Below are 12,224 nucleotides of genomic sequence, written 5' to 3'. Positions count from 1 at the left end.
GCTGCCAAAACCGCCGGAATGACAGCACTTTCGTCGAGATCATCGCGAGGAGGGCACCCCGGCGACCCGCCGCCCGGCTGGGGTCCGTGAGTGGGGTACCAGCCGAGCCGCCGCCCTACCCGCACCGCGAGGAGCCCGGCGCCCGGCAAGCAGGCCCGGGGAACCGCGCCGCTTACTCCGTCGCCGCCCAACACGGCGACCACGCACACGCCGCGCACCCGACAACGTTGCAGGTAGGTCCGCCGACCTTCGTCGCCGCCCTCTACCTGGCACCCCGCCGACCCGTCACCCGGCCGGGGTCCGGAGCGGGGTACCTGCTCGTCCCGTCGTTGCCGTTCCTCCCCCGTACCGCGATGGCCCGCCGCCCGGCCGGGGCCCGCAAGCGGGGAACCGGCCGAGCCGCCTGCCCAGCCGGATCACGAGGGGCCCACCATCGGCGCCACCGCCACCGCCGACACCGGCGGGTCACCCGCCCATCTGGGCCGCCATGCTGATCAGCCGGTCGGCCTGGGCCGTGCGCTCGGCGGCGCACTGTTCGTCCAGGGTCCGCCCCGGGGCCCCCTGCAACAGCTCCTTCGTCGCCGACGCCGCGTCGCGCGGGACCGCCGCAAGGGCGGCGACCAGGTCGTCCACGGTCGTGGCCAGCTCGTCGCCCGGAACCACGAGCTCGGCCAGGCGCAGGCGCTCGGCCTCGTCGGCCTGCACCGTCCGCGCGGTCAGGCACAGCTCCATGGCCCGCGGCAGACCCACGATGTCCACCAGCGGCTTGGTCCCGGACAGGTCCGGCACCAGGCCCAGGGCCGGCTCCTTCATGCACAGTTTCGCGTCGTCGGCCAGCACCCGCAGGTCGCAGGAGAGGGCGAGCTGGAAGCCCGCGCCGATGGCGTGCCCCTGCACCGCCGCCACCGAGACGATGTCCGGGCGGCGCAGCCAGGTGAAGCCCTCCTGGTAGGCCGCGATGCCCGCGTCCAGCGCCGCGCGCTGTTCGGGGGCCTCCCCCACGTCGGCCATCAGGGTGCGCTCGCCGGGCACGCCTTCCGGCGAGAACATCGCCAGGTCGATCCCGGCGGAGAAGGACGGGCCGTCCCCGGAGAGCACGACAATTCGGACGGACTCCGGGAGTGCCTGGCCGACATGGGCCAGTGCCCGCCACGTACGCCCGGTCATCGCGTTGCGACGCTCAGGCCGCGCCAGCGCGATCCGCGCGACCTCGCCGTCCACCTCCAGGCGCAGCCCGGCCGCGCTCAGCTCGTCCCCGTCGGGGAGAACCGCATCCTCCATGCCCACCTCCGCTGCTCGGCGCACCCGCCGTTCGCGGGTCCGCTGCCGGTCGGTGGACCACCGTATCCGCGCCCCCGCGCACGCCTGTGGCCGGGGCCTATGGGAGCCGCGGCTCCGCTGCCGCCGGTGCGGGAAGCCGACGCCTTCACGGTCCGCCCGACGGAAGGTCCGCGTCGCCGCCGACGACGGGCCTCGCGGCGTCTCCTCGGTCGGCTGGAACACCGCTCCTCAGCCGCCGGTCGATGCGGATCCCCGGTGCGCGGTAGGCCCCGGGCGGTCCGGCAGTGCGGTTCCGCCGCCGCGGAGACGGGACTCGCGCGCCGCTCGCGCGCGCTCGTGGCCGGGGCCCGCTCCCCCGGCCGTGCGCGGGGTCAGGTGCGGCGGGTCGCACCGCCCCGGCCGCGCAGCGTGACGCCGGCCTCGGTCAGCAGGCGGTGGACGAAGCCGTAGGACCTCCCGGTCGCCGCCGCGAGCGAGCGGATGCTCTCCCCCGCGTCGTAACGCTTCTTGAGTTCGGTGGCAAGCTCGGATCGCTCGGTTCCCGTCACACGCGTTCCCTTTCTCAGGGTGTCGGCCACGTCTACCTCCCGTACTCTCGCGGCCAGTGGCGGGGCCGCCCCGCCGCCGGGGGCGCCGTGCCGACGCCTCCCGGTGCCCGACGCGACGCCGGTGCCCATGATCAGCCATGCACCCGCCAGAGGCCACCCCCCGGCACGGGGCCGGAACGGGCCGGGGCCGTGCGCCCCGTTGTGGTCTGCACAAAAACTGACCCGTATCCCGCCCCTCGTCAACGGCGCCGCGCCGGTGGGCCCAGGCCGTCCGAAACCCGGTCCCCAAAGACCGGGGCCGACCGGGGCCGGAGGCCGGATCAGGCCAGCGTGATCAGGTCCTCGAACTCGGAGTTCCACATGTCCTCGGCGCCGTCCGGCAGCAGGATCACCCGCTCGGGCGCCAGCGCCTCCACCGCCCCCTCGTCGTGGGTGACCAGGACGATCGCGCCCTTGTAGCCGCGCAGGGCACCGAGGATCTCCTCGCGGCTGGCCGGGTCGAGGTTGTTGGTCGGCTCGTCCAGCAGCAGCACGTTCGCGCTGGAGACGACGAGCGCGGCCAGGGCCAGCCGGGTCTTCTCCCCGCCGGAGAGCACCCCCGCCGGCTTGTCCACGTCGTCCCCGGTGAACAGGAACGACCCCAGCACCCGGCGCGCCTCCACCTCCGGCAGCTCCGGGGCGGCGGACATCATGTTCTCCAGGACCGTGGCGGAGGTGTCCAGGGTCTCGTGCTCCTGGGCGTAGTAGCCGAGCTTGAGCCCGTGCCCGGGCACCACCTCCCCGGTGTCGGGCTCCTCCACCCCGGCGAGCATCCGCAGCAGCGTCGTCTTGCCCGCGCCGTTGAGCCCCAGCACCACGACGCGGCTGCCCCGGTCGATGGCCAGGTCGACCCCGGTGAACACCTCCAGCGACCCGTAGGACTTGGACAGCCCCTTGGCGCTCAGCGGCGTGCGCCCGCTGGGGGCGGGGTCGGGGAAGCGCAGCTTGGCGACCCGGTCGGAGGCGCGCTGCCCCTGCACCCCGTCGAGGATGCGCTCGGCCCGGTTGGCCATCTGCTGGGCGGCCCGCGCCTTGGTGGCCTTGGCGCGGAACCGCTCGGCCTGCTTCATCAGCGCCCCGGCCTGCTTCTCGGCGTTGGCCTGCTCGCGGCGGCGCCGCCGCTCGTCGGCCTCGCGCTGCTCCTGGTAGGCCTTCCAGCCCATGTTGTACACGTCGATGGTGCAGCGGTTGGCGTCCAGGTAGAACACCTTGTTCACCACGTCCTCGACCAGGTCCTCGTCGTGGCTGATGACGATCACCCCGCCCTGGTGGGACTTGAGGAAGTCGCGCAGCCACAGGATGGAGTCGCCGTCGAGGTGGTTGGTGGGCTCGTCCAGCAGCAGCGTGTCGGCGCCGCTGAACAGGATCCGCGCCAGCTCGATGCGGCGCCGCTGGCCGCCGGACAGGGTGCCCAGCGGCTGGGCGAGCACGCGCTGCTCCAGGCCCAGGCTGGAGGCGATGGCCGCGGCCTCCGACTCGGCCGCGTACCCGCCCATGACGTGCAGCTCCTCGTCGGCGCGGGCGTAGGCGCGCACCGCCTTCTCGGCGACCTTGGGGTCGTCGTCGGCCATCCGCTCCTCGGCGCGGCGCAGCCGCCGCAGGGCGTCGGCGATCCCGCGCGCGGACAGGATGCGGTCGCGCGCGATCTCCTCCATGTCGGTGGAGCGGGGGTCCTGCGGCAGGTAGCCGAGGGTGCCCGAGACCGACACCGAGCCGGCCGCCGGGACGCCCTCGCCCGCCAGCACCTTGGTCAGGGTGGTCTTGCCTGCGCCGTTGCGCCCGACCAGCCCGATCCGGTCGCCGGCGGCGACCCGGAGGGTGGTGGGCTCGAGCAGGAGGCGGGGTCCGACGCGCAGTTCCAGGCCGGAGGCGGTGAGCATGGGCGGGTGTCCTTATCGCGAATCAGGTGCGTGCGTGGGACGTCGCGGCAGAGGTGGGCGCCCTCGACCCGCGGGGGACGGGGAGGGCGGCCGCTCGCGCGTCAACCGGGAATGAGGAAAGGCACCCGGACAGCGTAGCGGACCCCTTACCGGTCCACCTCCGACTTCTCGGCGGCCCGCGCGGGGGACGACCCGTTCTCCGCGCTCCCGCCCGCGTAACGCGCCGGGGCCGCCGAACCTTCCCCGCCGGCCGCGGCCCGCGCGGGCGCGCGGGCGGCGCCGCCGGAGGGGTCGGCGTCCTCGGCGGCGTCCGCCTCCGCGGCCGCGCCGGGCCTGTGCTCACTGAAGGGGCGGTCGCGCAGCAGGGCGGCGAGCACCGCCGCCACCGGTGTGGCCAGGAACATGCCGAGCACCCCGCCGATGATGCTGCCGATGCTGATGGCGACCAGCACGACCGCGGCGGGCAGGTCCAGCGCCTTGCCGTAGACCTTCGGGGCGAAGACGTGGCTCTCCAGCTGCTGGACGATGAGGACGACCGCCAGCACGACGAGCGCGATGAGCGGCCCCTCGGTGACGAAGGCGACCGCCGTGGCCAGCAGGCCGCTGATGAACGCGCCGACGATCGGCAGGAAGGCGCCGATGAAGGTCAGTACCACCAGGGGGATGACCAGGGCGGGGTCGATGAGGAAGAACAGCGGGACGCCGATGCCGACGGCGTCGAACAGCCCGACCGTGGCCACGCCGCGCACGTAGCGGCCCATGACCCCGTAGGCGACGTCCACGGTGGCGCTGACCGGGCGGCGGGAGGCGGCCGGCAGCAGGCTCTGCAGCCACTCGACGAGCCGGTCGCCGGAGTGCACGAAGTAGACGGTGAGCACCAGGATGAGCACCAGGCCGAGGAGGAGCTCCAGCACGGCGGTGCCGGCGGTCCACACCCCGGTCATGAGCTGGTCGCGGTTCTCGGCGAGCAGGTTGGAGATCTCCTGGTCGGCCGAGTCCATGATCTGGGAGACCAGTGCGGGGTGCAGGCCCATCCCGGTGGCGATGTCGCGCACGCTGTCGAGCGCCTGGCCGAGGCTGTCCACCAGGCCGCCGAATCCGGAGATCGCCGGCTGCACGATCAGCGTCACCACGCCGCCGAGCACGATCAGCGACCCCACGCAGGTGATGGCGGTCGACAGCCCGCGCCCCACGCCCTTGCGCCGCATCCAGTTGGTGGGCGGCATCAGCAGCGCGGTGAGGAAGACCGCCAGGATGATGGGGACGGTGATGACGCTCAGGTAGCCCACCGCCCACAGCAGCAGGGCCACCACCACGCCGATGAGCAGGATGCGCCAAGCGGCGTCGCTGAGGTTGCGGAACAGGTCGTCCTCGGCGGGCTCGGCCGCGGGGGCCTCCGGCTCGGGCGTCTGCGGCTCCTCGGCCGCGGTCCCGCCCCGGCGCGCGGCGCGCCGGAATCTACTGAAGGACCACTGCCCGGGCCGCTTCATCCACACGTCGTCCCCTTCCGCCGTCTTCGTCACGGTGTTCGGTATCGGCCCATTGTGCCGCCCCGGCGGCGGTGCGCGGCGCGCGCCCCGGAGGCGCGCACCCGCGCCCGGCGGCTCAGAACTTCCACGGCTCGCGCGCCTCGTCGCTGGCCACGATCTCATTGCCGAACGGCGCCAGGGCGACCGGGATCATCTTCAGGGACGCCCAGGCCATGGGGATCCCGATGATGGTCACGGCGAGGCCGATGGCGGTGCCGATGTGGCCGAGCACCAGCCACCACCCGGCGACGATCAGCCAGATGACGTTGCCCAGGGTGCTGCCTCCGCCCGCACCGTGCCGCTTGGTGACGGTGCGGCCGAAGGGCCACAGGGCGTAGTTGGCCATGCGGAAGGACGCGACGCCGAAGGGGATGGTCACGATCAGCACGCAGCAGATCAGACCGGCGAGCGCGTAGCCGAGGGCGAGCCACAGGCCCGCCACGACCAGCCAGATGATGTTGAGGATGAACCTGAGCAGCGCCACAGCCGCTCCCCTTCTCGTCGTCTCCCGGCCGCCGCCGGACCCCGTCCGCACGGCGGCTCCCGTGTGCCGTCGCCCCGTATGACGCCCCCGTCAGCGGTGACGTTCCAGGACGCGCCCCTGTCCCTTCCCTGATTCGCGGCGTGCTGCCCTTAGGGGCCGGGAGGGGTATCGTCTGTGGACGAAGGCCCCGGACCCGGCCGAAGGGGGGCACCGATGCGGATCGAGAAGCGGGGGCACGCCTGCGTCCGCCTGACCCACGGCGGCGGGACGCTGGTCATCGACCCGGGCGGCCTGAGCGAGCCGGACGCGGCGGTGGGCGCCGACGCGGTGGCCATCACCCATGAGCACGCCGACCACTTCGACGCCGACCGGCTGCACGCGGCCCTGAAGGCCAACCCGGACCTGGAGGTCCACACCCACGCGGGCATCGCCGAGAAGCTGGGGCCGCTGGCCGACCTCGGGGCGCGCGTGGTGGTGCACGCCCACGGCGACACCGCCCGGATCGCCGGGTTCGACGTCGATGTGTACGGCGAGCGGCACGCGGTCATCCATCCCGACATTCCGGTCATCACCAATATCGGGTTCCGGGTGGAGACACCGTCGGGCGCCGTGTTCCACCCGGGCGACTCCTTCACCGTGCCCGAGGACCCGGTCTCCACGCTGCTGGTCCCCGTGCACGCCCCCTGGTCGAAGACCGCCGAGGTGGTCGACTACCTGCGCGCGGTCGCCCCGCGCTCCGCCCTGGCCGTGCACGACGGGCTGCTGAACGGCACCGGCGCCGGCATCGTCGGGACGCTCGTCACGACCCTGGCCCCCGACGTCGACTACGCCCGCCTGGAGCCGGGCCAGGGGCGCGATCTGGACTAGTCCGCCCGCCTCCTCCCACCCCGGTCCCGGGCCGCACTGCGCCGCCCTGGTCTAGACCGGAATGTGATCCGAACATCAGGGATCACCCCTAGGCACGGACCGAAATCCCCCATACGATGTTCCACATCCGGCTCATCGGGCCGGATCTCGCAATCCGTCACCGACTCGGACAGAGGCCCGGCCTCGGGACGCGGCCCCTGCAGTTTCGGTAACGGTTGAGCGAGGAATTTCCCCGCCCCCCGTGCGCGAGCGGGAACGGGGATGGCATGATTACGTACCGGCCCGCAGGGAGGGCTCCAGCACCTCCCCGGCCGTTCACGTGAGCGCTTGCCGGCCTCGACGGTCTTCTGCGCCTTCCGTGGTCTCCACCACTCCGGGAACACCGAAGCGACGCATGCCGTTACGCATGCCGGGCTCTCACGGCCGTACGACCGTGTTCTAGCAACCCTTGCTGTCCAACAGCTTACTAGCGATTCAACAGAGGTGGTTCAACCATGTCTCAGGTACGTCGGCAGGCCGCGCTGCGCCCCCGCCCGAGCTGGGGGTGGCAGGATGCCGCCGCGTGCCGGGGCGAAGACCTCGTGCTGTTCTTCGGCCCGGATGGCGAGCGCCAGCCGGAGCGGGAGATCCGCGAGCGCAAGGCCAAGGAGATCTGTGCCCAGTGCCCGGTCCGTACCGAGTGTCTCGACTACGCGATCTCGCGTCCTGAGAAGTACGGAACCTGGGGCGGTCTGAACGAGGACGAGCGCGCTTCGGAGCGTCGGCGCCGCATGCGCCGCGCCAACGCCGCCGCCTGACCGCTCTTCCCCACACGGCCCGGCCAGACTGAGCGACCGTCCCCCGCGGCGCTGGAACGGCTGACGACCTTTGGCGGCCCCGGCCCCGCTGATGCGGCCCGAATAACCCGAGGCGCCCCGACGGCACACGTCGAGGGCGCCTCGGGTTTTTCCATGTCCGGGCCCAGGGGCCGGGGTCCGAGGAGGACGGCGGGGCGGCGCATCGATGGCGCCCCCTGGGCATCGACGCACCTCGCAGGGGGCGGGCCAGGTCCGCCTCCGGCGCCCTGGCCGACGGACCGCACCGGGACGCGGCCGTCCGTGTGAGGGCCCACGGTCGAAGCGCAATGAGGCGCGCCGATTTCCTCTCCGATCGTTCATGGAGCGCGGCGACGGAAGCGCAAGCGTCACCGAATGGTGATCTTGCGATCGACTGCGGCGGCCTTCCTCGCGAAATGGCACGAATGGGAATGAGTGGAACATATTCCCCGGCCACCGCGCCGCACCGTCCGATAAACCCCCTCAACGAGGCGCGCACACCATTGAGCGGGCGTGCCCCCGCCATTCGGACATGTCGCGTCCCGGACCTTCGTCGCCGGTCCCGGCCGGAAGCGGACGCGCCCCCGCGGTCGGCTCAGAGGTGGCGGTCGAACCACTCCGCTGCGGCCTCGCCCGCCAGGCGGCCCTCGGCCGTGCCGCCCAACAGCTGCTCCGCACCGGGGGCCGCGCGCAGCTCGACCGGGCCGCCCATCCGGCCCGCGGCCCACTCGCTCAGCTCCCACACGAACGATTCCCCGCCCGGGACCATCACCAGCGCCGGGACCCGCACCTGCGGCAGGGCGTCCCCGGCCAGGTCGATCCGCCCGCCGAGCACCGCCAGCGCGCCCACCTCCCCCGGCATGCGCGCCGCGGCCGCCGGTGCGGCGGGGGCCGCCGATCCCGCGCCGAAGACCCCGACGCCGCCCCGGACGCCGGCCGCCGACCGCAGCCACTCGACCGCCTGGGCCAGCCGTCCGCCCAGGTCGTCGGCGCCGATGTCGGGCGCCCCCTGGGCCGACTCCCACTCCTCGGGCGTGAACAGGTCCAGGGCGAGCGTGGCGTACCCGGCGTCGAGCAGCGCGTCGGCCGCCGCCCGCTGCTGGGCGTGCGCACGCCCGTGCCCCAGGGCCATGACCGCCGCGCCGCGCACGGACCCCGGAACCGTGAAGTCCCCGTCGAGCCCGACCCCGCCCGCGGTGACGCGCACCGGCCGCCCCATGGGCCGCCCCTCCGCGCGGTCCTCCAGCAGCGCGGCGATGTCGGCCTCCGTCGGCGGCTCGTAGTCCCGGTACCACTCCCCCACCGCCTGGAAGTTGTCCGGCGCGGTGAGCACGACGATCTCGTCGGCCTCGCCGCGCAGCGCCGCGACGGCCGCCTGCGAGGCGACCGGGACCGCGAGGCACACCCGGGCGGGGTGGTGGCGGCGCACCGCGCGCACCGCCGCCCGCGCCGTGGCGCCGGTGGTGACGCCCTCGTCGACGACCACCACGTCGCGCCCGGCGAGCGGCGCCCCGGGGCGGCCGCCGCGGTAGGCCTTGAGCAGCCGGTCCAGCTCCTGGCGCTCAGCGCGGACCGCCTGCGAGAGCACGTCGCGCGACACGTGGCGGCGGGCCAGTTCGGAGTCGTCGAAGAACACGCCCCCGCCCTCGGTGACCGCGCCGACCGGGGCGCGCGCGTCGCCCTGCAGGTTCAGGCGGCGCACCACGAGCACGTCGAGCGGCAGGTCCAGGGCGCGGGCGAGCTCCGCGCCGACGGGCAGGCCGCCCGGCGGCAGGGCGAGGACCACGGGGTCGGTCCGGACGAGCGGGCGGACCCGCTCGGCGAGGCCGCGGCCCGCTGCGGAGCGGTCGGCGAACGGCAGCGACACGGGTACCGGGCTCATGATCGCCTCTCCCGGATGCGGTGGCGAAGTGCGGTGGAGATACCCGTTCGGGGGCGCCGCCCAACATCAGGGGGCGATTCGGCCGTTCCGGGCGCCGGTGCGCCCGGCCCTGAAGAAGGGGCGGCCGGTCACGCCCGGCCGCCCCCCGGCAGGGGTTCCGGACATGCCCTCACAGTCCGGAGGTCTTCCGGAAGTCGTTCTCCAGAACGCCCATGATGAGGGCGTCGTGGCGGCGGCCCTCCCACAGCAGGGCGTCGCGCAGCCGCCCCTCGACGGCGAAGCCGCACGAGCGGTAGACGGCGATCGCCCGCATGTTGAAGGCGTAGACCTCCAGCCACACCCGGTGCAGCCGGACCCGGTCGAAGGCGTACTCCAGGAGCAGCCGGGTGGCCTCGCGGCCCAGCCCCTGCCCGGTGAACTCGATCGCGGACAGGGAGATGCGGTAGGAGGCGGTCTCGTTGTCGGGGTCGAGGTCCTTGAGGGCGAGCTCGCCGACGTAGCGCCCCTCCGGGTGCGCGATGATCGCCAGGTCGAGCCGGTCCGGCCGGTCGGACCGGGTCGCGCACCACTCGGCCGCCTCCGCGTAGCCGATTCTGCGGTGCGTGCCGGTGAGCCTGCGGATCTCGTCGTCCTGGGCGGAGGCGTAGAGGTCGTCGACGTGCTCCTCCGACAGCGGCACCAGGCGCACCCGCTCCCCGGCCAGGGTCGGTTTCTCACGCAGCGCACTCAAGTCGATCATCGGTCGGGACTCCGGTCGTCGAGGGGATCGTCACGTGCCGGGAGCGGGGGTCCGGCTGATCGGGCGGTAGCGTCGATGAGTCGGCGATTTCGGCCAGAAGATCATATGTAAGACGCCCGACCGCCTCGGCGCAACCCCTGAGGTCAACGGTGCGTAGCACCCGCATGACGGCACGCTATCGATACGGAGGCCCGATGGAGTCGCAGCGCCGGGTGGACGAGGAGGCGCCCCCGGGCCGCGCGGCCGTGCGTGCGCGCGCCGCCGTGTTCGCCCTGTTCGCCGTGAACGGGTACGCCTACACCAACGTGGTGCCCTGGCTCCCCGTCGTCAAGCAGGACCTGGAGCTGAGCAATGCGGCCCTGGGGGCGGCGATCGCGGCGATGCCGACGGGGGCGCTCGCCACCGGCATGCTCGCGGGGCCGCTCATCGCCCGCTTCGGCAGCGGGAGGGTGGCCGCGGCCGCCGGGGTGCTGACGGCGCCGCTGCTGCCCCTGGCCGCCGCCGCGCCCGGGTGGTGGGCGTTCGCGCTGGTGCTGTTCGGGCTGGGGTCGCTCGACGCCTGGATGGACGCGGCGATGAACACGCACGGGCTGCGGGTGCAGCGCCGGTACGGGCGCAGCATCATCAACGCCTTCCACGCGGCGTGGAGCCTGGCGGCCGTGGCCGGCGGCCTGACCGGCGCGTCCATGGCGGGGGCGGGCCTGGGGATGGGGACGCACCTGACGGTGGTGGCGGTGCTGCTGGCCGGGGCGTCCCTGGTGGCGGCGCGGGGCCTGCTGCCGGGGCCGGAGGGGACCGAGCGCGGCGAGGGCGAGGCGGAGCCGGCGGGCGAAGGCGGTGCACGGGAGCGGCTCCGCGCGGCTGCGGGGGCGCTCCGCGGGGCCGCGCTCCCGCTGCTGGCGCTGAGCGCGCTGCTGATGGGGGCCTCGGCGGTGGAGGACTCGGCGGCCACCTGGGGCGCGGTGTTCCTGTCGGGCGAGCGCGGGGCGGGGGCGTTCCTGGCGGCACTGCCGTTCGTCGCCTGCCAGGGGATGATGACGGTGGGGCGGCTCACCGGGGACCGGGTGACGGACCGCTTCGGAGCGACGACCACCGTCCGCGCGGGCGGGCTGGTGGCCGCGGCCGGTATGGCGGTGGCGCTGCTGGTGCCGTACCCCGCGGCGGGCGTGGCCGGTTTCGGACTGCTGGGGCTGGGGGTGGCGACGATGTTCCCGCTGACCCTGGCGGCCGCGGGCGAGGTCCCGGGGGTACGCAGCGGCGACGGGGTGACCGTGGTCGGCTGGCTGGGGCGGCTGGGGTTCCTGGCCTTTCCGCCGATGGTGGGGGCACTGGCGGACGCGTGGTCCCTGACGGCGGCCCTCTGGGCGGTGGCGGGCGCCGGCGTGATGTGCGCGGTGCTCGCCCCGGCCCTACGCCCACGCTTGGGCTCTTGACCTGCACAGGAGAGGACTCGCCGTCGACGACGTCGGCGGCCCTCGGCGACCCGGTGGCCCCCCACGTGCCGCCGCCGGTTGGGCGGCGGGTCCTTCCCGGTCCGGGTGGGGGCGGCTCGGCAGGTACCCCGCTGACGGGCCCCGGCCGGGCGGCGGGCCGCCGGGGCGCCAGGTAGAAGGCGGCAACGACGAAGGGCAGCGGCTCTACCTGCGGCGTTGTCGGCTGTCGGGCGTGTGCGTGGTCGCCGCAAATGGCAGCAACGGCACAAGCGGGGCGGTTCCCCGGGCCTGCCTGCCGGGCGCCGGGCCCCTCGCGGTCCGGGCGGGCGGCGGGTCCCTCGCACTCCAGGAAGGCGGCGCCGTGGGGTGGGCGGGTGCTCGCCCACGCCCGTGGCGGGGTGAACGGGCACCGCATTCCGGGGCATCCCGGACACGAGGCGGGCTACCGGGCATCGAGTGTGCAGAAAAGTGCACACTCGTTGCCCCGGGGGCGCGTTGAACACCCGACAGGCCCCCTGGGGCCGGGCATTCCAGGCATACCGGGTGCGGCGGGGAGGGTTCGGCGATCCCGCGTGGCGGATCCGCCACGCGATCACACAGAAAGCGCCCCTTTCGCCGCGCGGGACGGCCCCGGGGCTGCGCGCGGCGCCCGGAAGGCGGGTTCCGGCCCGGCCGCTACCCGCCAGGTGTCCGGTTCGCCCGGTTCCCGGGGCGCCGGGGCCCCTCC

At 74.4% G+C, this 12,224-nt stretch carries 10 protein-coding genes; 3 read left to right on the top strand and 7 right to left on the bottom strand.

Going from position 1 to position 12,224, the window contains the following annotated elements:
- Window positions 1-465: 465 nt before the first annotated feature.
- The 5 genes from O4U47_RS30440 to O4U47_RS30420 all read right to left on the bottom strand — a co-directional run bounded on the left by O4U47_RS30440 (window position 466) and on the right by O4U47_RS30420 (window position 5,761).
- Window positions 466-1,281 (bottom strand): enoyl-CoA hydratase/isomerase family protein, encoded by an 816-nt coding sequence (locus tag O4U47_RS30440; protein ID WP_270681450.1) that lies wholly within the window; start codon window positions 1,279-1,281, stop codon window positions 466-468.
- A 371-nt stretch (window positions 1,282-1,652) separates the two neighbouring features.
- Window positions 1,653-1,859: a helix-turn-helix domain-containing protein gene (locus O4U47_RS30435; protein WP_026123961.1), complete on the bottom strand. Its 207-nt coding sequence runs from the start codon at window positions 1,857-1,859 to the stop codon at window positions 1,653-1,655.
- A 290-nt stretch (window positions 1,860-2,149) separates the two neighbouring features.
- Window positions 2,150-3,748 carry an ABC-F family ATP-binding cassette domain-containing protein gene (locus O4U47_RS30430; protein ID WP_270681449.1) on the bottom strand — a complete coding sequence of 533 codons (1,599 nt, stop codon included), beginning with the start codon at window positions 3,746-3,748 and terminating at the stop codon, window positions 2,150-2,152.
- Window positions 3,749-3,894: 146 nt separating this feature from the next.
- Window positions 3,895-5,238, bottom strand: a complete 1,344-nt coding sequence (locus O4U47_RS30425; RefSeq protein WP_270681451.1) for an AI-2E family transporter — start codon at window positions 5,236-5,238, stop codon at window positions 3,895-3,897.
- A 115-nt stretch (window positions 5,239-5,353) separates the two neighbouring features.
- A complete protein-coding gene (locus tag O4U47_RS30420; protein WP_270681448.1) occupies window positions 5,354-5,761 on the bottom strand; it encodes a YccF domain-containing protein in 408 nt (135 codons plus the stop codon).
- 213 nt (window positions 5,762-5,974) lie between these two features.
- Here O4U47_RS30420 and O4U47_RS30415 point away from each other — a divergent pair, with 213 nt between their 5' ends.
- Window positions 5,975-6,628 (top strand): MBL fold metallo-hydrolase, encoded by a 654-nt coding sequence (locus O4U47_RS30415; protein WP_270681447.1) that lies wholly within the window; start codon window positions 5,975-5,977, stop codon window positions 6,626-6,628.
- Between the two features lie 494 nt (window positions 6,629-7,122).
- Complete coding sequence (locus tag O4U47_RS30410; protein WP_270681446.1) at window positions 7,123-7,425, top strand: WhiB family transcriptional regulator; 303 nt, start codon at window positions 7,123-7,125, stop codon at window positions 7,423-7,425.
- A 613-nt stretch (window positions 7,426-8,038) separates the two neighbouring features.
- Here the strand turns inward: O4U47_RS30410 and O4U47_RS30405 are convergent.
- On the bottom strand, window positions 8,039-9,325 hold the full coding sequence (locus O4U47_RS30405) for a phosphoribosyltransferase (protein WP_270681445.1): 1,287 nt from the start codon (window positions 9,323-9,325) through the stop codon (window positions 8,039-8,041).
- 169 nt (window positions 9,326-9,494) lie between these two features.
- On the bottom strand, window positions 9,495-10,064 hold the full coding sequence (locus O4U47_RS30400; protein WP_270681444.1) for a GNAT family N-acetyltransferase: 570 nt from the start codon (window positions 10,062-10,064) through the stop codon (window positions 9,495-9,497).
- 194 nt (window positions 10,065-10,258) lie between these two features.
- On the opposite strand from O4U47_RS30400, the gene O4U47_RS30395 reads away from it, so the two are divergent.
- Window positions 10,259-11,497 carry an MFS transporter gene (locus O4U47_RS30395; RefSeq protein ID WP_270681443.1) on the top strand — a complete coding sequence of 413 codons (1,239 nt, stop codon included), beginning with the start codon at window positions 10,259-10,261 and terminating at the stop codon, window positions 11,495-11,497.
- Window positions 11,498-12,224 lie beyond the last annotated feature (727 nt).

This window comes from Nocardiopsis suaedae (assembly GCF_027706745.1).
Classification (GTDB): Bacteria; Actinomycetota; Actinomycetes; order Streptosporangiales; family Streptosporangiaceae; genus Nocardiopsis_A; species Nocardiopsis_A suaedae.
Note: the sequence above shows the minus strand (reverse complement) of the source record. Positions and strands in the feature narration are given on the sequence as shown.